Source organism: Streptomyces tatrensis (assembly GCF_049310065.1).
GTDB lineage: Bacteria > Actinomycetota > Actinomycetes > Streptomycetales > Streptomycetaceae > Streptomyces.
Map to the genome: position 1 here is coordinate 25,868 of NZ_JBMDLB010000004.1, position 21,906 is coordinate 47,773.

23 protein-coding genes are annotated in these 21,906 nt (G+C 68.7%); 20 read left to right on the forward strand and 3 right to left on the reverse strand.

Going from position 1 to position 21,906, the window contains the following annotated elements; genetic code table 11:
* Positions 1-158: 158 nt before the first annotated feature.
* The 3 genes from ACODT5_RS01220 (at position 159) to ACODT5_RS01230 (ending at position 4,994) form a co-directional block, all read left to right on the forward strand.
* Positions 159-740 (forward strand): hypothetical protein, encoded by a 582-nt coding sequence (locus ACODT5_RS01220; protein WP_422517270.1) that lies wholly within the window; start codon positions 159-161, stop codon positions 738-740.
* Between the two features lie 242 nt (positions 741-982).
* A complete protein-coding gene (gene ligA, locus ACODT5_RS01225; protein WP_422517271.1) occupies positions 983-3,046 on the forward strand; it encodes an NAD-dependent DNA ligase LigA in 2,064 nt (687 codons plus the stop codon).
* A 277-nt stretch (positions 3,047-3,323) separates the two neighbouring features.
* Positions 3,324-4,994 carry a hypothetical protein gene (locus ACODT5_RS01230; RefSeq protein ID WP_422517272.1) on the forward strand — a complete coding sequence of 557 codons (1,671 nt, stop codon included), beginning with the start codon at positions 3,324-3,326 and terminating at the stop codon, positions 4,992-4,994.
* 716 nt (positions 4,995-5,710) lie between these two features.
* Here ACODT5_RS01230 and ACODT5_RS01235 read toward each other — a convergent pair.
* The gene (locus ACODT5_RS01235; RefSeq protein ID WP_422517273.1) at positions 5,711-6,295 is read right to left on the reverse strand and encodes a TetR/AcrR family transcriptional regulator; all 585 of its coding nucleotides are present in this window, start codon (positions 6,293-6,295) and stop codon (positions 5,711-5,713) included.
* Positions 6,296-6,372: 77 nt separating this feature from the next.
* Here ACODT5_RS01235 and ACODT5_RS01240 point away from each other — a divergent pair, with 77 nt between their 5' ends.
* From ACODT5_RS01240 to ACODT5_RS01270, 7 genes are all read left to right on the forward strand, one after another.
* Positions 6,373-6,789 carry a VOC family protein gene (locus tag ACODT5_RS01240; RefSeq protein ID WP_422517274.1) on the forward strand — a complete coding sequence of 139 codons (417 nt, stop codon included), beginning with the start codon at positions 6,373-6,375 and terminating at the stop codon, positions 6,787-6,789.
* Between the two features lie 133 nt (positions 6,790-6,922).
* Positions 6,923-8,086 (forward strand): IS630 family transposase, encoded by a 1,164-nt coding sequence (locus tag ACODT5_RS01245; RefSeq protein WP_422517275.1) that lies wholly within the window; start codon positions 6,923-6,925, stop codon positions 8,084-8,086.
* A gap of 250 nt (positions 8,087-8,336) precedes the next feature.
* Entirely contained in the window at positions 8,337-8,540 is a 204-nt protein-coding gene (locus ACODT5_RS01250) for a hypothetical protein (RefSeq protein ID WP_422517276.1), read from the forward strand.
* Positions 8,541-8,658: 118 nt separating this feature from the next.
* Positions 8,659-9,279: a TetR/AcrR family transcriptional regulator gene (locus tag ACODT5_RS01255; protein WP_422517277.1), complete on the forward strand. Its 621-nt coding sequence runs from the start codon at positions 8,659-8,661 to the stop codon at positions 9,277-9,279.
* A 271-nt stretch (positions 9,280-9,550) separates the two neighbouring features.
* Complete coding sequence (locus ACODT5_RS01260; RefSeq protein ID WP_422517278.1) at positions 9,551-9,928, forward strand: hypothetical protein; 378 nt, start codon at positions 9,551-9,553, stop codon at positions 9,926-9,928.
* A 214-nt stretch (positions 9,929-10,142) separates the two neighbouring features.
* Positions 10,143-11,111, forward strand: a complete 969-nt coding sequence (locus ACODT5_RS01265) for a hypothetical protein (protein ID WP_422517279.1) — start codon at positions 10,143-10,145, stop codon at positions 11,109-11,111.
* A 106-nt stretch (positions 11,112-11,217) separates the two neighbouring features.
* The gene (locus tag ACODT5_RS01270; protein ID WP_422517280.1) at positions 11,218-11,823 is read left to right on the forward strand and encodes a hypothetical protein; all 606 of its coding nucleotides are present in this window, start codon (positions 11,218-11,220) and stop codon (positions 11,821-11,823) included.
* Positions 11,824-12,173: 350 nt separating this feature from the next.
* On the opposite strand, the gene ACODT5_RS01275 is transcribed toward ACODT5_RS01270, so the two are convergent.
* Both ACODT5_RS01275 and ACODT5_RS01280 read right to left on the reverse strand, forming a co-directional pair.
* Positions 12,174-12,914: a hypothetical protein gene (locus tag ACODT5_RS01275; RefSeq protein WP_422517281.1), complete on the reverse strand. Its 741-nt coding sequence runs from the start codon at positions 12,912-12,914 to the stop codon at positions 12,174-12,176.
* Positions 12,911-13,540 carry a 2'-5' RNA ligase family protein gene (locus tag ACODT5_RS01280; RefSeq protein ID WP_422517282.1) on the reverse strand — a complete coding sequence of 210 codons (630 nt, stop codon included), beginning with the start codon at positions 13,538-13,540 and terminating at the stop codon, positions 12,911-12,913. The genes ACODT5_RS01275 and ACODT5_RS01280 overlap by 4 nt, the downstream gene beginning before the upstream one ends.
* Before the next feature lie 343 nt (positions 13,541-13,883).
* Between ACODT5_RS01280 and ACODT5_RS01285 the strand changes: the two genes are divergently transcribed.
* The 10 genes from ACODT5_RS01285 (at position 13,884) to ACODT5_RS01330 (ending at position 21,887) form a co-directional block, all read left to right on the forward strand.
* Entirely contained in the window at positions 13,884-14,282 is a 399-nt protein-coding gene (locus ACODT5_RS01285) for a hypothetical protein (RefSeq protein WP_422517283.1), read from the forward strand.
* A 491-nt stretch (positions 14,283-14,773) separates the two neighbouring features.
* On the forward strand, positions 14,774-15,007 hold the full coding sequence (locus tag ACODT5_RS01290; protein ID WP_422517345.1) for a helix-turn-helix domain-containing protein: 234 nt from the start codon (positions 14,774-14,776) through the stop codon (positions 15,005-15,007).
* Positions 15,008-15,153: 146 nt separating this feature from the next.
* Entirely contained in the window at positions 15,154-15,750 is a 597-nt protein-coding gene (locus ACODT5_RS01295; protein WP_422517284.1) for a hypothetical protein, read from the forward strand.
* A complete protein-coding gene (locus ACODT5_RS01300; protein WP_422517285.1) occupies positions 15,744-16,742 on the forward strand; it encodes a hypothetical protein in 999 nt (332 codons plus the stop codon). The genes ACODT5_RS01295 and ACODT5_RS01300 overlap by 7 nt, the downstream gene beginning before the upstream one ends.
* Before the next feature lie 28 nt (positions 16,743-16,770).
* On the forward strand, positions 16,771-17,451 hold the full coding sequence (locus ACODT5_RS01305) for an SAF domain-containing protein (protein WP_422517286.1): 681 nt from the start codon (positions 16,771-16,773) through the stop codon (positions 17,449-17,451).
* A 1-nt stretch (position 17,452) separates the two neighbouring features.
* Entirely contained in the window at positions 17,453-18,313 is an 861-nt protein-coding gene (locus ACODT5_RS01310; protein ID WP_422517287.1) for a hypothetical protein, read from the forward strand.
* 97 nt (positions 18,314-18,410) lie between these two features.
* Positions 18,411-19,838: a TadA family conjugal transfer-associated ATPase gene (locus tag ACODT5_RS01315; protein WP_422517288.1), complete on the forward strand. Its 1,428-nt coding sequence runs from the start codon at positions 18,411-18,413 to the stop codon at positions 19,836-19,838.
* 2 nt (positions 19,839-19,840) lie between these two features.
* Positions 19,841-20,740: a type II secretion system F family protein gene (locus ACODT5_RS01320; protein ID WP_422517289.1), complete on the forward strand. Its 900-nt coding sequence runs from the start codon at positions 19,841-19,843 to the stop codon at positions 20,738-20,740.
* Positions 20,737-21,636 carry a type II secretion system F family protein gene (locus tag ACODT5_RS01325; RefSeq protein WP_422517290.1) on the forward strand — a complete coding sequence of 300 codons (900 nt, stop codon included), beginning with the start codon at positions 20,737-20,739 and terminating at the stop codon, positions 21,634-21,636. Before ACODT5_RS01320 ends, ACODT5_RS01325 begins: the two co-directional genes overlap by 4 nt.
* A gap of 23 nt (positions 21,637-21,659) precedes the next feature.
* On the forward strand, positions 21,660-21,887 hold the full coding sequence (locus tag ACODT5_RS01330; RefSeq protein ID WP_422517291.1) for a hypothetical protein: 228 nt from the start codon (positions 21,660-21,662) through the stop codon (positions 21,885-21,887).
* Positions 21,888-21,906: the final 19 nt, after the last annotated feature.

The window sequence follows — 21,906 nt, forward strand, 5'->3', positions numbered from 1 at the left end:
TCTGCCGCGGCTCGGAATCCGGCTACGGCCTGCCTCTCTCGCCAGACCCGTTACCCCGGCCTGACCCGACCGCCCCCCTGGGCGGCGCCTATTGCCGTGCCTACGGGCTGCGTCCGCGTGACCAGCCGTTGTCAGATCTCTACGAGAGGACCACCCTCGTGAGGAACCTGCCGTACCGTCAGCTCGCCCGCTCCGCCCGCCGTATCGAGACCGACACTACGACCCCCGACGTAATGCGCCGCCCGGCCACCGGCATGTTGCCCGACGCCGCCGCGCTCATCCGACGCAGTCACGAAGAGCACCTAACCGGGGCCGAACTGGCCCGTGCATACGAGACCAGCGCCCGCACCCTGTACGCCGCACTGGCCGAGGCTGGGCAGGGCCGTGAGGATTTGTGGGCGCCGCCGAAGGCCCCGCGTAAGGCGCACCGCAAAACCTCGCCGGACTGGGCAGCACTGCAGCGCGACTACGAGGCTGGAGACGCGCCGCTTCTGCTGGCCGACCGGTACGGCATTCGTCAGCAGGTCATCGACCGGAACCTGAAAGCCGTCGACGGTCTGCACGTGCGCACCAGGGAAGAGGCCGTGGCGCTGCGCTCGCAACAGCGCGAGGCTGCCGACGAGGTCAGGTACCGAATGCGCACCGGCGCCCTGGAGGTCGCCGCAGCCGAACTCGGCTTGGAGGCTGCCACGTTGCGCGCCGTGCTCAGCGCCCACGGCCTCCTCCTGCACGACTTGTAGTACGGATCAGCGCTGAGGGCGGGCGATCCAAGTTCGAATCTCCTGAGCAGAGGTTCGGGGCAGGAGCGGCAACGCCAGCCGCCGTCCTTCCGTGTCGGATCGGTAGGACCGCTCGCTCCCGGTTCTGCGCCCAAGACCCTCCGCGCCCGCCGCCACATCCGGCACCTCGGCCTGCCCAAGGCCATCCGTCCCCTTCCCGCTCCTGCCCCTCATTGTCAGACCCCTACGAGAGGATCACCCTCATGACGACTCTTCCCGCCGATCAGGCGCAGTCCGCCGTGTCCAGCCGCACCGAGTACGAGGACGCGCTCCAGCTCCTTCGCGACGCCTCACAGGCCTACTACGGTGACGGCGACAGCGCCTTGGACGACGCCTCCTACGACCAGCTCCGGCGGTCCGTACAGGCCTGGGAGCAGGAGAACCCCGGCGAGGTGTCCCCGGACTCCCCCACCGGCCTCGTCGCAGACGGTGCGGCGCCCGTCGGCGACGTCGCGCACACCACCCGCCTCCTGAGCCTGGACAACGTCTTCGACGCCGAGGGCCTGGTGGGCTGGGGCGTGTCGGTCCAGCGCCGGCTGGGCCGTGCGCCGCAGGGCGGGTTCACCGTCGAGCCGAAGATCGACGGCGCTGCCGTTGTCGCCCGCTACCGCGGCGGCCGTCTCGTGCAGATCATCACCCGTGGGGACGGCAGTCACGGCGAGGACATCAGCCACATCATCGGCCAGATCGACGGTCTGCCCGAGCAGCTGGCCGAGCCTGCCACCATCGAGGTCCGCGGCGAGGTCGCCTTCACCCAGGACCAGTTCGATACGGCGAACGAGGTGCGCACCGCCCACAACGCGCAGGTCTTCGCCAATCCCCGCAACGGCACGGCCGGCACGCTCAGGGCGAAGGACCGGCCGTACCGGCTCCAGATGACGTTCTGGGCCTACGGCGCGGTCGAGCTGGACGCGGTTCCGTACCTGCCCGCCGGAGCGACCCATGCGCAGACCCTCGCGGCCGTGGCCGCGGCCGGTATCCAGACCACCGCGGACTCCCCGGCCGGGCTCCACGTCGTCGCCGACCTCGCCGCAGCGCAGGAGCGGGTGGACGCGATCGCCGCCATGCGTGGGGAACTGCCCGTCGGGATCGACGGCGTGGTCATCAAGATGAACGACACGGCGGAACAGGCGGCGGCCGGTATCGGCTCCCGCTTCCCCCACTGGGCCATCGCGGTCAAGCTCGCGGCGATTGAACGCCAGACCGTGCTGGAGGACGTCGTCTGGGAAGTTGGCCGCACCGGCGTTCTCGCGCCGACCGCGATCCTCGCCCCGATCGAGATCGACGGCTCCACCGTCACCCGGGCCACGCTGCACAACCCCGCCGACATCCGCCGCCGGGACCTCCACATCGGCGACACCGTGACCGTCTACAAGGCGGGCGACATCATCCCCCGCGTGCAGGGGGCGGTGGTCCAGCTGCGTCCAGCGGGAGCACTGGAGGTTGCGCTGCCCGAGGTCTGCCCCAACTGCGGCGGGGAGATCAACAAGGCGCAGGAGCGGTGGCGGTGTGCGCAGGGGGCCGCGTGCGCGCTCCCGGCACTGATCGGGTACGCCGCCGGACGCGAGATGCTCGACATCGACGGTCTCGGCAAGACGTACGTGGCGGCCCTGGTCGGGGCCGGTGCTGTCGCCGACGTCGCCGATCTGTTCACCCTGACCGCCGAGCAGCTCACCGCGGCGTCGGGAAGCACCAAGCGGGCCGCCAAGCTCGCCGAGCAGATCGAGGCCGCCAAGGCACTCCCGCTCAGCCGGGTCTTCTGCGCCCTGGGTGTCCTGGGCACCGGGCGCAGCATGTCCCGGCGTATCGCCCGGTTTTTCGGAACCATGGACGCCATCCGTCAGGCCGACGCCGCCGCGATGCAGGACGTCGAGGGCATCGGCCCGGAGAAGGCCCCGGTGGTCATCGAGCAGGTCGCCGCTCTGGCACCGGTCATCGACAAGCTGATCGCTGCGGGCGTCAACATGACCGAGCCCCAGGAGCCGGCGGGGGCTTCGGGTGCAGGTCCGCTGACCGGCAAGGTCGTCGTGGTCACCGGCAAGATGACCGGGCTGCTGGCGGCCTACGGGAGGCCCGAGATGAACGCCTTGATCGAGAAGGCCGGCGGGCGCGCGGGCAGCAGCGTCAACGCCAAGACGTCCATCCTGATCTCCGCGCCAGCTGCCGGTGGCAAGCCGAGCACCAAGGCGGTCAAGGCGGCCGAGCTCGGCGTCGAGGTCCGCACGCCGGAAGACTTCGCCGAGATGGTCGCCGACTACCTGTCCTGACCGGAAGAGACGAGCTGGTGGGGGCGCCTGGGTACACGCCCCCACCAGAGGGTCCCGAAGGGTATGGGCCGAACCAATACCCAAAGTGTTGCGTATTTAGATTTCAATACGTACTGTCATCTCATCGCCTGGTGCACGGCACCGCGAAAACTCCCCAAGTCCCCTGTGCCCAGGTAGAGATGACATGAATTTCCACTTGCCCGCTGTATCGGATGCCGAGCTGCTGACACGCGTCGCGGCGGCCGCAAAGCGGGTCCCTGTCGGGGGAGACGATCTCTTGATCCTCACCGAGCTTCAGCTGCGGCTCTACCGCGAGATCCACGCCGCCGCTGCCCGTCTGGTCCAGCCGCCCGGGAACCCCGAGCCCTCGCCGGCGAACCTCGCGCGGGTCCAGGGGGCCATCAACGGCATCATCGGCGCAGGTGAGGAAATACCTGTCCTCCGCCAGATGTATGACCACCTGGCGATCACGGCGCTGGACGAGCACCAGGCGGCCGATCAGATGCTGGAGCTCTCCAGTCGCCAGAGCGGCCCGGGCGGACCGTTCCTCAAGCGTGTACTGCGCTTCGCGGCTGCCGACCCGCCCTCCAACACGGTCCAAAGGCTTCTCTACAACTTCATCACGTCGACGGATCCGGAGACCGTCCAGGCGGTCATAGCGCAGCTCGCAGGTCTGGAGTGGGCGCTCGATCCGGGCGACAAGCACCACCGGATGGTCATGGACACCACTGCCGGGGTCGTGAACGACGTGGATGACGAGGTCCACCGGTTCCGGGCGCTGGGGCTGCGCCCGGAGGAGGGCGCGGGTCCGGGCGGCGCCCTCACAGCTTCAGACACCTCCGTCTGGGATACACCCGACCGGCACCGTATCCGCACCTGGCGCCGCCGGTACGTCGAGGCCCACCGCCAGAGCCTTGACTGGGCTCTGGCCAAGGCGGAGGCGCACCGCAGGGAGCGTGAACGCCTGGCGCCGTACGGGCATCCGGGCGGCCTGGAGGCAGCCGTGGTGGCGCAGCTGCGGCAGGAAGCCGACCGGGCCTCCTCCGCCCGCCTCTTCCAGATCGGCGACTCCCTCGCCCAGATGGCGCTGCGCCGTGTGGTGCGTCGGACGGACAATCCCACGACCCCGTTCGATCCCGCCCACCTCCCCGCCACGCGCGGGATGCTGGTCCTCGACACCCCCCTCGAACTGCCCAACGGCCGACGCATCGTCGGCTACGTCTGGGGTCCGTGGTCACCTCGGGCGGAAGACGGCTGGTTCCTTCTGCGGCCGGACCGGCACCTGGAGCCGGTGGAACCCCCACACGATGACGCTCGCTGGACGTGGGTCACGCCACTGACGTGCGACCAGTCGCTGCTGACACTGCCGTTCTCCCCCTACGACACGCTGCTTGCGCGTCCCGGAGACACCCTGGAGCCGGAGACCCGGCTGCGTGACCCGGACAACCCCGAGCGGTACCGGCGCGGGTCGGGGCGCCAGGGCTGCCAGGAGCTGATGACGCGCCACGTGCGCACCCTGTGGGAGCTGCTGACTCAGCACAAGCGGTCCCTGGTGCGGGTCCTCTCTCACCAGGTCCACCAGCTCAAGCCGAGCAGGCGCGATGCCGAGCGACGACGGGGCATCTCCGACTCCGGCCAGGTCGAGAATTGGTGGGTGGACCCGGACGCGGGCGAGCGGTTCCGGGAGCAGCGGCGTAGCCAGGCCCGCGACGACGCATCCGGCCACACCCTGACGGTCCGCTACTGGAGGGGCGAGCACGAGCGTCAACAGTGCCCGAATTCCCACCGGCACGCCGCTCTTGAGGCGCTGAAGCCCGGCAGCTGCCCGCACTACGAGATCACTATCCCCGAGCACGTAGTTGGGCCCGCCGACGCTCCGTGGTCCGACCGGCTGCGCCGCGCCCGGGTCCGCCCCTCGGCAAGGCCTCAGAACGGCGCCCCCGCGTAGGCGTGCTTCCCCTCTAGCCGCGCGGTCCCTGTCCCGCCCGGCTAGAGGGCCCCGTGGCCCAGTCATCAGGGCCGAACTCCCACTCGTCTTCAGCAGAGGAGAGCCATGTCCGACGACTTTCCTCTCCGTACGCACGAGCCCCGCCACTGCCAGCCGCTGGACACCGTCTACGGCCTGGTGTCGCTGGCTGCTCAAGCAGAACACCGCAGCCGGCGAGGTCGTCGCTCCGCTCTGCGTCCTCGGAGCCAAGGTGCGCCACCTCGCCCGGAGCCGAGCCTGTGCCGCCCTGCGCAGGCGGGACGAGGACAAGCCGGCTGACGGCATAGGGACCCAATCCCGCCCCGGGTGGGGCGCTGCCGCGGCCGGTCTGGACGCGTTCCTGGTGGCGGGGGCCTTCGCCCTATGCACCATGCTGCTCCTCGACCACGGCGACACCCTTGTCCTGCGCGGACGGACAGCAGACTGCCTGGCCCTCAGCCCAGGGCCCGCCTTCGCCGACGCGCATGCTTCACCCACCGCATGCCCGCCCGAACCCGAAGGCGCAGCCGACCCAGGCGTAGCCGTCCCTTGCCACACCGTGCTGGGCGAACCGCCCGGCACCGCCCTTCCCCTAAGTGGTCGGCTTCGGAAGTCCTTCGGGGGTTGACTTGAGCACAGGTCGTGTGGGGTGCATGGTCGATCGCGGAGCGATTGCGCCCTGTTGTGTGGTCATCAAGTCAACCGGTTCGCAGGGCCTGCAGCAGTTGCGTCAGCGCGGCGTTGGTGTGGTCCAGGTCTTCGGGGTCGGAGGAGGATGCGAGCCACAGGGCGGCCTCGTTCATTGCCCCGGAGAGCAGGTGGACCAGTGGTGCGACTGGCTGCGGGGCGATGATCCTTGCGTCGATGAGGGAGGACAACGCGTCGGCGAGGTGGCGGGCCGAGGCGGCTTCGTCCATCGCCCGCCATTGGCTCCATCCCAGTACGGCAGGCCCGTCGACCAGCATGACGCGTTGGATGTCCGGATCGGTGGTCGCGGTGAGGAACTCCTGGCAGCCGGCGGTCAGCTGGGTCCAGGGATCGTCGTAGGCGTCGGCGGCCGCCGCCACGCGCCGGCCCACTTCCTGCTGCATCTCCTCCAGGACGGCGCGGAAGAGGTCCGCCTTGCCGGTGAAGTGGTGGTAGAGCGCGCCCTTGGTCACCCCGGCTGCCTGGACGATTTCCGCCAGGCCCACCGCGCCGTAGCCGCTGCCTGAGAACAGGCGCCTGCCCTCCCGCAGCAGCGCCTGCCTGGTCTGCTCCCGCTGCTGTGCCCGGATGCCCATCCCACTCCTCGTTGACATACCGACGGTATGCGAATACCGTCATTCGCATACTAATGGTATGTGAAAGGGGTTCAGGTATGAAGCTGACCGGCTTCTATCCCGTGATCGGCACAGCGAAGCTGCGAGAGTCTCGCGACTTCTACACCCGGCTGCTGGGGTTCGAGACGACGTTCGAGGCCGACTGGTACGTCAGCCTGCGCCAGCCGGGAGACCCCGGGTACGAGCTCGCCCTCCTCGACCACAGCCACCCAACGGTTCCCAAGGGCCACCGGATCCCCGCACAGGGAATGCTGCTCAACTTCGAGGTGGAGGACGTGGACGCGGAATGGGAACGGCTCGTCACCAGCGAGGGGCTGCACCCCATCCTTGAACTGCGCAGCGAGGACTTCGGGCAAAGACACTTCATCGTGGCCGATCCCAACGGTGTCCTGATCGATGTGATCACGCCCATCGCCCCCACCGCGGAGTACCGCGAGCAGTACGTCACCAGCTGACCCCCGAGGGGCGTGTTCGTCAACGACCTATCGGGCACGCCCTGGCCACCGGGGACTTGAGGGCTGCGCCGGTGAGGGAAGCCGGAGCTGTCCCTCCCGTTCACCGCCCCGAGAGATGGGCCGCTCTCCTTCCATGCCCGTGTGCTCTGCCGTGCCCGTGGAGCTGACCGCTTCCGAGCGCCACCGACTCAAGAAGATGGCCTACGGCCACAAAACTCCGCACCAGGCACGCCAGCGGGCGGCGATCGTGCTCCTGGCGGCACGAGGTCGCGGCAACGCCCGGATCGCCGCCGAAACCCACCTGCACGTGGATACCGTGCGCCGCTGGCGCGGCCGATTCGCAGCCGGCAGGGTGCCTGCCCTGGCCGACCGCAAGCGATCGGGACGACCGCCGACATTCACCGCGCTGCAAATCGCCGAAATCAAGGCGCTGGCCTGCCAGTTGCCCACCGAAACCGAAACTCCGCTCTCCCGCTGGTCATGCCCCGAGCTCGCGCGCGAGGCCGTCACCCGGGCCATCACCGAGACGATCTCCGCCTCCACGGTGCGCCGCTGGCTCAAGGACGACGCACTCAAGCCCTGGCAGCACCGCTCCTGGATCTTCATCCGCGACCCGAGCTTCCGCGCCACCGCTCAACGGGTCCTGGACCTCTACGCCCGCACCTTCGACAGCGTCCCGCTCGGCGAAGACGAGTTCGTCATCTCCGCGGATGAGAAGACCTCCATCCAGGCCCGCTGCCACCCCACCCTGGCCCCCGGCCAGGCCCGCGCAATGCGCGTCAACCACACCTACGGGCGCGGCGGAGCCCTGGCCTACCTGGCCGCCTACGACATCCACCGGGCCGAAGTCTTCGGCCGTTGTGAACAGACCACCGGCATCGTGCCGTTCATGAAACTGGTCGAGCAGGTGATGACCAGCGAGCCTTACGCCAGCGCGAGACGCGTGTACTGGATCGTCGACAACGGCTCCTCACATCGCGGCCAGTCGGCCATAGACCGCCTGGCCAACAGGTTTCCGAACGCCGTCATGGTCCATACACCCGTCCATGCCTCCTGGCTGAACCAGATAGAGATCTTCTTCTCCATCGTGCAGCGCAAGGTCGTCTCACCCAACGACTTCACCGACCTCGACCAGGTCAGGGACCGTCTCCGAAGATTCGAAGACCGCTACAACACCACGGCACAGCCGTTCCAGTGGAAGTTCACCACCTCCGACCTGGACGATCTGCTGGCCAGACTCGACCGGCACGCAGGCACCGACCTACTGGAGGAATCCTCCACGGCACTCGCAGCATGATCAACCCCCGAAGGACTTCCGGAGCCGACCACTAAGTCCTCGGAGAGATCAATGCTGCACTTCGACCCCACCACGAGCGGCTCGGCCGCGGTCTCCCTCTTCCGCGCGTGGTGCGCCCTGCGCGATGCCGGTTCCGCTCGCCGACCGGACGCCAAGCAGCTTGCCGACTTTGTAGAGGAGATGTTCGTCTACCTCGGCCTGGACCCGTCCGGCCCCCCCAGCACAGTCGGACCCGCCCAGCACAGGACAGGTGTTCACCGTCTTCGGCCTGCGATACGACCGCGCCGACGCACTGCTGGTCGCCGGTGTCATTCCGGGCGAGCACGCCGTCGCCGGTGTCGAGCTGGACGGCGGCGAGCTCAACTTCGGCCGGTGGGCCGACACCTACCACTCTGTATCCGGGGACGCGGCTGCCGTGGCCGCGCGAGCGCAAGTCGAGCGCGGGGACTACTGAGACACCCCACAACCAATCCGTTGCGTATTCGAGTTTCTACCTGTAATGTGATTCCACGTCGGACCCGGCAGCACCCCGGACCCGCACGACTCCCCTCCCTTCAACTCAGGAGACGACCATGCCCACCCCCGTCAGGACCCGCTCCGCCACTCGCCGCACGCCCAGTCGGCGCGGCCTCCAGACTCGCCAGAACCTCATGAACGCGGTGACGGAACTCCTCGCCAAGCACTCCTATCGAGACGTCAAGGTGGCGAACATCGCCCAGTCGGCGGGCACTTCGCCCGCGACCTTCTACCAGTACTTCGCCGACGTTGAGGACGCGATCCTCGAAGCGTCCCGACTCCTGGCCAAGGAGACAAAGGCCGCGCTCGGCGCCTTCGAGGACGGCTCCTGGTCCTCAGACGGCCTCTCCGGGTCCACACGCCTCGTCGACGCCGTACTCGACGGGTGGAGCAGCCACCTTCCGGTCATGCGGGTACTGACCGCCGTCGCAGCTGAGGGCGAGCCCCGCTTCTACGCGGCGTACATCGCAACCACCAAACCCTTGGTGCGAGCGTTGACGGCGGCAACCCAGACGATCACGCCGAGTCGTGAGCGCAGGGAGCTGGTTCACAGCCTTGTCTGCGGCCTGACCGCCGCCGCGGGTCACGAAACCGCCGAAAGCGTCCAGGGGCTGACCAAGCGCCAGCGGCGCCGGGGGCTCTCCCGTGTCGTCCACGCCGCCGTCACCGCCGCCTAGAGTCGAGTATCCACACCGTCGACAGGGCGCCGATCGCGGGTTATCGGAGTTTGTACGGTCCAGAGATGGCCTCACCGGTCGGCGATCTGAAGATGACGCAGGCCGCGGTCGCCGAACACCCTCGACTTGAGGTAGCCGGCGGCAGCAGTTACACCAACACCATGATCTGATTGCGTAATTGCTTTTATCTGCGTAGACTGGGGGCTATCGGCCTGGCCGGAGGCCAGAGCACGACCAGCTGCACAGGTTGGACCCGCTACGGAGGATTGCGTTGCCCACGTCCATCAACACTGCTGTTCATTTCCACCCTCGGGGAACCCCCGGGCAACTGTGTAACAGGCACAACCGTCAGATCCTCGCCGTCAACACGTGCCAGCTCGCCCGGCTTCAAGGCTACGACTCCACGATCAGCGACGAAGAGATCATCGCGGCCATCACGGAGGTAAAGGGAGGGCGATACTCACACCGGCCTCAGCCCGCGACTTACGAGGCTGTCCGATCTGGCCTCAAGGCTCCGCTCACCGCGCACGGCCGTGCCGATGACTTCAAGGACCGCGTCTTCACCGCCGTCGATCAGGGCCACCCCGTGCTCGTATCTGACGACGAGGGCAACGAGTACTACCTGATCGCCATCCCGGCCACCCCCTGACACTTCAGGCCACCAGCGGCACACTCGGCGCCTGTGCCGTCGTGCCGACGGAATCATCGGAGACTGAGCAACCGACAGAGGCTCCGCCCTCCGGCGGGAAACACTTCCCCGTGGCAGAGGAAAGCGGCGGCAGTCAGCCTCGCATCATCAGCACTCCGATTTCCGTGCATCGGCACAGCCCCCTCCACCCCCCACACATCAACGGAGCTCGCAAATGAAGATCGCCGCGCTGGCCGTCAACTGCGCCACGGCACTCTTGGTCACCCTCCTCACCGGATGCGGCCAGAACGGCACGACGGTCGACGGCGACCATGCAGGATCCCCCACCGTCAGCCCAGCCGGACTGCCCGCCGGCATCGTGGACCTCGGCTCCGAGCACCAGCTCGCTCGGGGTACCTGGAAGACAGTCGTGCACCCTCTGGGCGCGACCTCCCCTCCGGCGGACGGGTCACTGCCTTCCGGCTGGTCCGCGGCGCGCATGCAGGTCGACCTGACCAACACCAGCTCCGGGATTGCCTTGCTCCCGGATATCACGGTGACCGTCCGTATCGGCGAGCTCGGCCTCGAGACCGTGCCGTTCACCGAACAGAACCTCGCCGGATTCCCCAAGCCGGACGCCGGCATCAAGGTGAAGCCTGGCGCCACGTTCAGTGCCAACCTCGGGATAGCGATTCCCCCGCACACGGCAGGCCAGCGGGCCACCGTCACCCTCGAGGCGACCCAGGCCGGCCTGGCCCAGGCCGAAGCTGTCTTCTTCGAGGGGAAGCTGACCGGTTCCCCCACCGATACCCATCCCACTTCGGCCGGTAGCACCGCACCGCCAGGCTCGGGACTCGCACTCGGCCAGTGGTCCTCCGCCGGCGTCCGGGTCTCCCCACTGCAGCTGGACCAAGACAAGGGAGGCTGGCGCGACGCCACTCTCGAACTGTCCGTACGCAACACCACCGACAAACCCCGATCCGGGATGGGCGTGACCCTGCGAATCCTCGTCGGCACGGACCTCTTCACCGCCGACACTGTCTCCGCGGGCCTTGGGTATCAGGATGCGCCCATCGCTCCTCACCGGACCGCCACCCACTTGGTCCGCGTATCGGTGCCCTCTCGCGCCGTCCCGGGCCCCGTGGCTGTCCAGGCAGAGTTGCGGGCCGGCGCCCAGACGCTGTTCGAGGGAACACTTCGGTGATTTCGGCATGCTCCGCAGTCCGGACGCACAGTCGATCCGGCAGGCATGAGAGTGAGCCGCGGTCCCCGATGGGCACGGTGTCAGTGGGACAGCCGAACATGGATAGGTGAACTCCGTACCGCGCCCGCGCATCCAGGCCTCCGTCCAGGTCACCGTCACCGTCGGCTCCACGGGATGGGCGCAGGCTTCGGGAGCCAAACCCTCCGAGTCCGCGGTGCGCACGGACATGGCGGAGGTCGTGCGGCGGGCATTGGATGGGGATGTCGTACTGGCGAGGGCCGGCGCCCGAGTGGCGATCAAGCCGGTCACACTCCTCGACGACGCCCCTCAGACCACGGGAACGGTGAACGCCGCGCTCTTCGAACGGATACGGCTCTACCCCTTCCCCCTCCACGGGTACGCGCACGAAACTCTTCAGCGGCAGATCGCAGCTGGGAAGATCACCGCGGTGGGCTGCGGCCGAGGCGGCCGACTGGTTGAGGCGATCGGGCGCGGTGGCTCAGTCACCCTGCCGGCGAGTTCCGCCGTGTACTGCGATCGCCATGGTCGACTCACTCTCCAGGCACCGGCTTTCGCAGATCTTGCTTCGGATGGCGCCTGGTTCTACGCTCCGACCGAGGTCGTGGCTCTGATGCTGTTCCCTCAGTTGGCCATCCTTCTCGACGGCGCCGACCCTGACGTCATGGCAGGGCTGACCCGGCTCGTGATCTGAGGGGCACCGAGGGAACTCTGCGAACAGGGCCTACGAGCCGCCACTCGAGATCGCGTTCCGTACTTCCGTTGGACTGGTTGGCCGGGGGGCACCCGTCGTGATCGGCTCCGCCTTCATCGGCTGGTTCGGCCGGCCAGTCCTCTACCGCATGTGGCTGTGGGTGCGCCGCGAACACGTGAACGACGTGGCCTCGTAGCGACAACCCCTTTCCCCTCGCCCGCAGAGCGGCGGAGCGGAGGTCAAGGTGAACGAGGGCACCTTGACCATGGCGGCGTACGACCGCTTGCCTGTCCGGCCGTAGGCGCCCGACGAGTCCCGGCGGCGTCGGTTCTACCCCTGGAGTCAAGGTGTCACCGCGGAGAAGGCCGGCGCGATGTCTCGCTTCGGCAGCGCCCTGCTTCCCGGGGAGTGGTGGATCGGTTTGGGGCTGCAGTAATTGGCAGGCGTCGGCCAGGTACCCACACGGGAGGAGGGGAGGGTAGTCGATGTTCGTCAAGCACTTCATCCAGCTGGTGCTGGTTCAGTCGAAGATCGGCGAGTAGTCGGGCGGCCATGGCCTCCACCGCGCGGGCAGCACCAGGCGCGGCAAGGATCCGCTCGGCGTCCCGCAAGGCCTGCTCGCGATCGAGGAGCAGGCCTTCGGCGATGTAGGTGTTCACGTCGGCGACATCGCCGAGCGTGCAGTACTCCATCACGCAGCGGTGCAGCTGGGGGTGGGTGTAGCCGCGCTCCCACAGCCAGCGGGCTTGGGCAGGCCCGGCGCCCAGGGTGATAACCGTGGCGTGCTGCGCATCAAGTTGGTCGAACTGGACGCTGAATCCGCCACCGACCAGGGTGTCCCGCCCCGGTGCCAGCTCGAGACGTACGGGCGTCGCCCCCAGGCTCCGGGCGAGGACTGCATGGGCAGCCTCGTGCACGGCCTGCGAGGCCTTCAGCACGTCATGGTGAAGGCCTTCGTGGCACCAGACCTCAGCGGGTGGCTCACTCGGCAGGACACGAGGAGAGAGGGTTTCGATGAAGGGCCCGTGGAGCGCGAGGTGGACCCGCGATGCCGTAGCCGCATCGACCGTCGTGAAGTCTTCGAGGTTCATCTCCCACCCCCCAGCGAGACGTCGGCCAAGTGCCGCCAGGAGATGACCCGGGTGTCGTGCGACTGGGCCACGAGGGAAATCCGGTCGACGCGTAGGGGCACGGGCCCCTTGGAGTGATCGGAGAGGAGTACCTTCATGGCGAGCGGGTCCGCGCGTCTGGGGCCAGCGATTCCGTAGGCGAGCGAAGCGTGCGGGTAGTAGGCGGCGGGCATCCGGGGAAACCGGCCACCGGTCACCTCGGCGTCGACCGAGGTCGTGATCTCCCACAGCTGTCGCGTCTGATGTCCGGGCCGTGCAGTCATTTCCACTGCCACGGCGCCAACCGCCGGCCGGTCGTATGTCAATTCGAAGGGGGATATGTACTTGCACTGTTCAGTGACGCGCTCGATGATGGCTTCGACTTCGCCTGGCTTGTACTCGTCCACCGGGCCACCATGCATCAGCGTGGTGTGTACCCAGCGCGCCTCGACCCGGCGCAGCCCTGGGCGAGTGGTCAGCTGTTCGTACGGTCCGCAGAACTGCTCCTCGACCACGGCCGGCTCGTGCAGGATGTGCCAGTGCAGGTCCGCCTGACCCGCTGGCCAGGCGTTCGTGCGGGACATCACCCGCTCAAAGAAGTCATCCACAACGCCAGGCTAGATGCGTACGTGCTCTGCGGGGCGGCTATCAGCAGTTCTCGGTGACCGTCCGACCTCAGCGGCATGCGACAGCGCCGCCTCGCGTCGGGCCCCACCCTGAGAAAATGTCCATCAGGTATGTCACACGGCGCCTGACTTTCACACCTCTATAGGCGAATCGATCCCCGCTGAAGGAGGCTCAAGTGACCACAGGTACCGGCCAGAAGCCAGCGCAGCACGGCGACACCCCGGCGCCAGTACGACGCGTCCGGGCGGTTTCCGTCTGGCGGGGCCGCTTCGGACCGTGCCCGGCCCCGGCGCACGGTGTCACTCGCTATGGGAGGGACTGCGCATGAAGCCAGTTTCCGAGGTTGCTGCCGCCGGGCGCAGCCGGATCGCGCGTGTGCGGCGGCTGCTGTGGCGTGGGGCCGGCGGGTGGAGAACGTCCGCCGACGTCACCGCGGCGCGCGCGGTCGGCCGGGTCGCGCTCTTCACGCTGCTCGCCGTCAGCCTGGTAGGCACCTTGATGACAGCCGTCTACCTGCCTGCACCGTGGGGGCGTCTGGTCGTGCTGCCGGCCGCCCTGGGTGCGCTCTGCGCCGGGGCGGGCGCATGCCTGTACGTGTTCCTTTTGTCGCTCACCATCGTCGAGGTGGTCCACAGGCGTGCCGCGTCGGCTGCCTCGTTCGTGAAGCGCCGTGCAGCGCCCCGTGGGCGGGCCGGGACGCCCACGGCGCCGGAGCCGAAGTGACGTCCGTCCGGGCCGCTCACGGCCCGCTGGTCGCGGGCGATTACCCGAAGGGTCAAATCGAACAAATCATACCTTAACGATCTTGACGGGTTCGGGGACCGGTGTCAGATTCAGGGTGATCACCGCTCAGATTCATGGCTGAGCGGCGTGGTCGCAGGCTGTGCTTTTGCGAGGGGGAAGGGGGTGTCGCATGCGTGCCGTGCCAACTGTCATGAGGATCGCGCAGGGCCGGGCGACCGACGTTTTCGTGAAAGGACGTGCCAGTGGCCGGTCGAGGAGTGCCCGGCTTCGCTCCGGACTCCCTGCTGAGCGTGCGGCGAGGCGCGAACCTGTCGAGGGAAGGCCTGGCGCTGGCCGCATCCCGGCACGAGCCCTGCCTGAGCTCCGCGCACATCTGCCTGTACGAACTTGGTCGTCGAGTTCCACAATTGAGCACGCTGACCGCGCTCGCACGGGCACTTGGCGTCGAGGTGTGCGCCCTGCTCGTACCGGTGGACACTGCGGATCTTGCCCGCCTCCGGGTGGAGGCGGGCCTCAGCCAGGGCGAGCTCGCGCGGTTTCTGGGAGTGCCGCAGGCCCGATGGTCCAGGACCGAGCGGGGCCTTGCCGCAGCGGAGGGCCGGCTACTTCATCAGGCCGCCGTGGCACTCCGCAGACCGTACGAGGTGGTGGTCCGTTCTGCCGTCCATACGCGGCATGCCGCGCTCCCGGCGCCTTCGCGCTGACGTCGGCGGCGCGAAATGACCATGCCTGTAGGCAGGTTGGCCCCGTACGCTCCTTAGCTCGCACGCGCCTGACCGGGTAGGACCGGACCTTAGCCGGGGCTGCCGGATGGTGCACCGTCACGACCACGATTGAGAGGGATATGTCCATGGCACTGTCCGTCAAGGCAAGCACTCCGAAGATCAGCATGACCCGCGCGGGCGCGGTGGTGGTGGCACTGAGCGCCCTCGTTCTCACGGCCGGCTGCAGTGGCGACGACAAGGATTCGGCCGACAAGAAGCCGTCCTCTGCCCCCGCCCCGACCAGCGCATCGCCGTCGGCTGGACCGGATCAGGAGGCCCGCAAGCAAGTACTGGCGGCTTACCGCGGCATGTGGAAGGCCCAGGTCAAGATCTATGGCACCGGCTCGTTCGACGGCTCCGATCTGGACAAGTTCGCCGCGGACAAGGCCCTGTCGAAGGTTCGGTCCGCGGCCTTCTACTACCAGGAGAACGACCTGGTGGTGAAGGGCGAGCCGAAGTTGAAGGACGACCCCGCTGTGACGCTGTCGCTGGGCGGCGAGTCGAAGAGCGCGACGATCGTCGACTGCGTCGACAGCAGCTCCTTCGTCCCGGAGAACCGCACGACGGGCAAGAAGTCCGAACTCGACGACAACCGGCGGAAGGTCCAGACCTCGATGGCGAGGTACGGCAGCGGCCGGTGGATGATCACCGATTCCACGATAGACAAGGACTCGACATGCTGAGCCTGCGCGGCCGCGGGGTTCTCCTCACGGCCGCCGCCTTGGCCGTACCCCTGCACCTGGGCCTCTGGGCCTCCCCGGCGGCCGGCGTCGACAAGCCCGGCGACGGAAAGCCCGGCGGCGGTGTCAAATGCCCCGAGCTCGTTCCGGACTGCGACCTCAACGCGGGTGGGGGCAAGGGCAAGACGCCGAAGCCGAAGCCGCCGGGCGAGAAGCCGGGTGGCGGCGGATCCGCGAAATGCTTCATTACATGGAACGACATCGGCGAGGTCCCCTGCTTCGACGCGGACATGGGCTGGTTCAACCCGGTCGGCGAGTGCTACTGGGAAGTTCTCGAGCCGCAGCCCGCCGAGGGCGCCGCCGACTGGGAGTGGGGCACCGGAGCACCGGCCGATCCCGCCGAGCGGGCCAAAGGCAAGCTCTACAACGTGACGTGCCCCGGAGCAGGCCGGGAACTGCAGGGCGGTGGCACATGGAGCCTGAACCCGCCGCCGGGCTTCGGCGGCGGTCCCAGTGCCGAGGAGCTCGCGCAGGAAGCGGTCGAGAAGATGAGGCTGCTGGGTGCCGACATCGGCACCGCGCCCAAGGCCGGCAAGACAGGCCTGGTCGGCATGCCCGTGTGGATCTGGAACAGCAAGGCCCCCCGCACCTGGGGGCCGGTGACCGCCAGCGCCTCCGCGCCGGGAATCACCGTCACCGCGACCGCCAACGTGAAGCACATCGCGTACACGACGGGCGACGGCGGGTCCGAGGTGTGCACCACCGCGGGCACGCCGTACGAGCCCCGGTTCGGCGGGCAGAGCAGCCCCGACTGCGGCCACCTCTACACCAAGACATCCAACTCCCAGCCCGGCAAGGCCTTCACCGTCACGGCCGTCACGACCTGGACCGTCCACTGGACCGGCGGCGGCCAGCAGGGCGACATCACCACTACGCGCGAGGCCGCGCCCGTCCAGATCAGCATCGGCGAGGCCCAGGCCGTCTCCAAGCCCTGATGTCCCCGCACCGCGAAGGAAGCCACTCATGACCACCACCAGCCCCTCACCCCCCGACATCGCACACCCCGCGCCGACCCCGCAGCCGCTGGTCCGCCAGCCCGTCGTCCGCCGGCGCAGGTCCAGCTGGATCGCGCTGGGCACGGCCGTGATCTGTGTGTGCGGAGCAGCAGGCGGCTGGCTGTACACGGTGACCAGTCACCGCGAGCCCGTCATCGCCGTTGCCCGGGACGTGCCCATGGGCGCCGAACTGAAGGCCGAGGACCTCATCGAAGCTCAGATCGCCACCGATCCGGCTCTCACGCCGGTTCCGGCCGGTGACCTGAAGAAGCTGATCGGCAAGCGCACCGTCGTAGGCCTGTCCCGCGGGAGCCTGCTGACGGCGTCCTCGGTCACAGACAAGCCGCTGGTCAAGGCCGGCGAGCAGCTCGTGGGGGTCTCCCTCAGTTCCGCGCGGCTGCCGGCGACCCGGTTGAACCCCGGCCAGAAGGTCAAGGTGATCCACACGCCCAAGGGGACGGCCGCCGGGCCTTCCGGCGACAACACGGCCGGGGAGACCCTGCAGGCCACGGTGATCGAGGTCGGCAGTCCGGGCAACTCCGGCGACCGCGTGGTCGACCTCGCGGTCACCCAGCTCAATGGAACACAGCTCGCCACCTGGGCCGCAGCCGGCGATGTCTCGCTGGTGATCGTCCCGGCGGGGAGCTGACGTGACGGTCATCGCGTTCTGTGGAGCAAGCGGAGGTCCCGGCGCCACCACCACGGCGCTCGCAGCCCTGCTGACATGGCCGCTGCCGGACGGCCGGCGGGTCGTACTGGCCGAGTGTGACCCCGACGGTGGGTCGGTGGCCGCCGGCTACCTCGAGTCGAGGGTCTTCGGCGACCGCGGCCTGCACCATCTTCAGATCGCCGACCGGCGAGGCCACCTCGAAGAGGTGTTCTGGCAGCAGCTGCTGAACCTGTCGGAGCCGGAGACCGACGCCAACCGGCTGTTGCTGCCCGGGCTGCTCAGTCCCGCCCAGGCCGCAGGCCTGCACCAGACCTGGCCCCGTCTCAGCCAACTGTTCAGCGACCTCGAAGGACGCGAAAGCGGCTATGACATCCTCGTCGACCTCGGGCGCTCCGGAGCAGCGGGCGCCGCCAGCGCCCTTGCCCGTAGCGCGGACCTGACCGCGATCGTGGTCCGGGGCACACTGCGTGCCGCCCACGCGGCCAAGCCGCGGGTGGACGCCCTGCGCGCCGCTCTGCAGGTGCACGGACGGGACAGCAGCCGTCTCGGGCTCATCTTTGTCGGCGAAGGACCGTTTCGGCCCCGCGACCTCGCGGAGGAGCTGCAACTGCCGGTCATCGCCCAGCTGCCGTACGACGAGAAGACCGCGCGGGTCCTCACCCACGGCGGCGACGGGGGCCGCGGCTTCGCCGGCACGCCGCTGATGCGCAAGGCCGCGGAGATGTCCCGCACCTTGCAGACGCTCGCCGTCCAGGAGCGACTGCGCCTGAACGCCCCGGCCGGGCAACGCCCCACCACCCTGTTGCGCCGACTGACTGGAGCCGCTCATGACGCGAGGTAGGCCGCTCTTCCCCGGGCCCGCTGTCCCCGGCCCGGGACCGTTCCAGCCGCTGCCCCCGGCCCCCGATGCACGCGTCCAGATCTCGTCCGCCTCAGCCTTGCCTGCGGCGGCGCTTCCGGGCGCGCCCGCGGCTGCGGGCCGCGCGGCCCTGTGGGAATGGGGCACCGTCCGTGCCCTGCGTGAGGAACTCAGTGCGCTGATGGCCCCGGAGTACCAGGCCTACAAGGAGTCGGCCGGCAAGGAGATGACGGCCGAGGAGGCCGAGCAGCGCGGTTGGGAGATCATTCAGGATCTCGTGGCCCGCTGGGCAGCCGATTTCTCCGCATCCCGGCAGGTCTCTCCGACCTCCGCCGATGAGACCGGTCTGGCCCAGGCTGTTTTCGACCTGCAGTTCGCACACGGCCGCCTCCAGCCCTACCTGGACGACGAGCAGGTCGAGAACATCCTGATCAACGGCTGCGACAACGTGTGGGTGGACTACGCGACCCAGCCCAACCGGCGGGTGTCAGCGATCGCGGAGTCTGACGAGGAACTCGTTGAGCTTCTGCAGATGCTCGCCCGGCGTCACGGCGCCGGGGAGCGCAGCCTGTCCAAGGCCAGCCCCACCCTGGCCCTGCGGCTGTCGGACACCTCCCGGTTGCAGGCCATGACGGAGGTCACGCCCCGCCCGTATGTCGTGATCCGTAAGCAGCGGGTGCGCGACGCGAGCCTGGAGAAGCTGGTCGAGTTCGGCACGATCGACGCAACCTTGCTGCACTTCCTCAGGGCCGCCATGGCCGCGCGCAAGAACATCATGATCTCCGGCACGCAGGGTGTCGGTAAGACCACGATGCTGATCGCGCTGGCCAGGGAGATCGACCCTCAGGAAAGGGTCGGCACCCTGGAAACCGAGTTCGAGCTTTTCCTCCATGAGGTCGGGCATCTGGAGCAGGTGGTGCCGATGGAGGCGCGGGAGGGCAACGGCGAGCGGGTCGACGGACGGGAGGCCGGCGAGATCGAGCTCGCCGATCTCATCGCGCCGTCGCTGCGCATGATGCTGCGCCGCATGATCGTCGGAGAGGTCCGGTCGCGGGAGATCGTGCCGATGCTGCAGGCGATGAGCGCGGGCGAGGGTGGCTCGATGTGCACCATCCACGTCAAGCGCGCCGACGGCGTGTTCGCCCGGATCGCCCAGCTGTGCATCCAGCATGGCGGCGGCATGACGCAGGAACTGGCCTACCTCACCGCGGGCATGGCGCTCGACTTCGTGGTGCACATCCACATGGACGACCGCACCGAGCAGGGCGGGACCAAGGAACGGTTCGTCCACCAGGTGCTGGAGGTCACGGGCGAGTTCAGCGAGTTGAGCGGGGCCCCTGCGTTCAACCGGATCTTCACCCCGGGTCCCGACGGCCGGGCCGTGCCCACAGGTATCCAGCCCGCCTGCCTTGACGATCTGATCCGCGCCGGCTTCAACCCGGACTGGCTGTCGACGTATCAGAACATCGGTACCTGGACGTCCCGTACGAGCGGCAAGGTGGCCTGACCATGGGGATGCTGATCGCCGGCTTCGTCACCGCAGGCATGGTGGCCGGCCTGCTCCTGGTCGTCGCCGGGCTCCGTGGCTCGGTTGCGCCGGCCTCCGCCCGCCCGGTGAGGATCCGCCAGGGCCGGCCGCCCAGGGCACGACGCATGCTGCGCCTACAGATCGGCGGCGCGGCCGCGGGTGCCATGCTGATCTGGCTGGTCACCGGATGGCTGCCCTCCGCGCTGATCATGGCCCTCTCGGTGTTCTTCCTGCCGTGGCTGCTGAACCCCAACAGGAGCGCGACCGAGCAGATCGAGCGCCTCGAGGCCCTCGCCCAGTGGACCAAGCGGCTGTCCGACCTGGTCAAGACCGGCATCGGGATCGAGGACGCGATCGCCACCTCGGTGCGCACCGCGCCCAAGCCGATCGAGCGGGAGGTCGCCGACCTCGCGGTGCGGCTGCATTCACGGATAGAGCCGCGTGAAGCCCTGACGGCATTCGCCCAGGCCCTGGGCGATCCGAGGGCGGACCTGGTCGCCGCGGCCCTGCTGCTGCGCATGCGCGACCGCGGCCCGGGTCTGGCCGATGTCCTGTCCGACCTGGGCAACCGCACCAAGGACATCGTCCGCCGGCGCCGCGACACCGAGGCCTACCGGGCGCGGCACCGCACCACGGTCCGCTGGATCTGTGCCATCACCGTCGTCGTGGTCATCGCCACCAGCTTCAACAAAGAGCAGGTCGAGCCGTACGGAACACCCATGGGCATGATCGTCATGCTCGTGCTGATGGCCGCCGTGGTCGCCCTGTTCTGGTGGATGAACCGTCTCGGTGCCACCACCACGCTGCCCGGCTTCATGGGCCACAGCGTTCCCACCACGCCCGCGGCCAAGCCGGCTGATCAGATGGAGGGGGTCCGGTGACACCAATCGCGCTGTCCCTGCTCATCGGCGCCGGCATCGGTCTCGGCGTGATCCTGCTGGTGCGTGAGCTCTTCCCTTCCGGCCCCGCCCTGGGACCCGCCATGGAACGCCTGCACGGCACCGGCTCCGTCCCCCGGTCCCATCAGAGCGAGGTCGAGCCGCCGGTCCTGACCCGGGCCGGGGACGCGGTCGCCGACCGCGTACGCCACTGGCCCGGCATCACCATCCCGGTCAAGCAACTCAACCTGGTGGGCGAATCGGTCGGAGAGCTGTTCGGGGCGAAGGTGCTGCACTTCGGCGTAGGACTGCTGCTGCCCTCCCTGTTCACACTCATCGTCGCCATGGCCGGCGTCCAGTTCCCGCTCATCCTCTCCGGCTTGGTCGGCCTGCTGGCCGGCTCGGCGATGTGGTTCGTCCCCGATGCACGGCTCGCCAAGCGCGCCACTCGCGCCCGCGCCGAGGCGACCCAGGCCGTCATGGCGTACGCCGAACTCGCCGCGATGGAGCGGGTCTCCAGCGCGGGCGCCCAGGACACCCTGGAACGCCCCGCCGAGGTCGGCAGTGGCTGGGTATTCCAACGCATCCAGGGGGCCCTGCTGCGCGCACGCCTCGACCGTGCCCCCGCCTGGGAGGCGCTGCGCCAGATTTCCGAGGAGCTCGACGTTCCGGCCGCCGCCGACATCGCCGACATCGTCAGCAGCGCCGGCACCGACGGCGCCGCCATCTACTCCACGCTGCGCAGCCGTGCCGAGAGCCTCGCAGACGAGCAGGCCTCCGATGACCAGGCCCGCGCCAACGCCGCCTCCGAAAGCCTCGTAGTGCCCGTGACCCTGCTGTCCATGGTGCTGCTCGTGTTCTTCGGGTTCCCAGCCGTGGCACGCATCTTCTCCGTCTGAACACACCCAAAGGGAGCGCCCCCGTGAACAACCTGAACCTGCGCGTAGCCGTCGCCGCCCATGCCGCCGTGCTGCGCCTCACCTCGCTCGTCCACGACCACCTGGCCGTGCTGCGCGAAGAGGACGACCGCGGCGACAACAACATCTCGATGATCATGTGGATCGTAGGAGTCGTCGCGTTCGCCGCGATCGCCATCGCCGCGTTCAAGGTGCTAGGCCAGGGCAAGCTCGACGGCATGAAGGGCCTGTGATGCCCTACCCCGGCTGGGC

Bases quoted from the DNA above. Each gene is read 5' to 3' on its own strand.
- ACODT5_RS01265 (WP_422517279.1), top strand. From the start codon at position 10,143: ATGAAGATCGCCGCGCTGGCCGTCAACTGCGCCACGGCACTCTTGGTC.
- ACODT5_RS01235 (WP_422517273.1), bottom strand. From the start codon at position 6,295: ATGGGCATCCGGGCACAGCAGCGGGAGCAGACCAGGCAGGCGCTGCTG.
- ACODT5_RS01240 (WP_422517274.1), top strand. From the start codon at position 6,373: ATGAAGCTGACCGGCTTCTATCCCGTGATCGGCACAGCGAAGCTGCGA.
- ACODT5_RS01285 (WP_422517283.1), top strand. From the start codon at position 13,884: ATGAAGCCAGTTTCCGAGGTTGCTGCCGCCGGGCGCAGCCGGATCGCG.
- ACODT5_RS01305 (WP_422517286.1), top strand. From the start codon at position 16,771: ATGACCACCACCAGCCCCTCACCCCCCGACATCGCACACCCCGCGCCG.
- ACODT5_RS01300 (WP_422517285.1), top strand. From the start codon at position 15,744: ATGCTGAGCCTGCGCGGCCGCGGGGTTCTCCTCACGGCCGCCGCCTTG.
- ACODT5_RS01245 (WP_422517275.1), top strand. From the start codon at position 6,923: ATGCCCGTGTGCTCTGCCGTGCCCGTGGAGCTGACCGCTTCCGAGCGC.
- ligA (WP_422517271.1), top strand. From the start codon at position 983: ATGACGACTCTTCCCGCCGATCAGGCGCAGTCCGCCGTGTCCAGCCGC.
- ACODT5_RS01255 (WP_422517277.1), top strand. From the start codon at position 8,659: ATGCCCACCCCCGTCAGGACCCGCTCCGCCACTCGCCGCACGCCCAGT.
- ACODT5_RS01275 (WP_422517281.1), bottom strand. From the start codon at position 12,914: ATGAACCTCGAAGACTTCACGACGGTCGATGCGGCTACGGCATCGCGG.
- ACODT5_RS01295 (WP_422517284.1), top strand. From the start codon at position 15,154: ATGGCACTGTCCGTCAAGGCAAGCACTCCGAAGATCAGCATGACCCGC.
- ACODT5_RS01320 (WP_422517289.1), top strand. From the start codon at position 19,841: ATGGGGATGCTGATCGCCGGCTTCGTCACCGCAGGCATGGTGGCCGGC.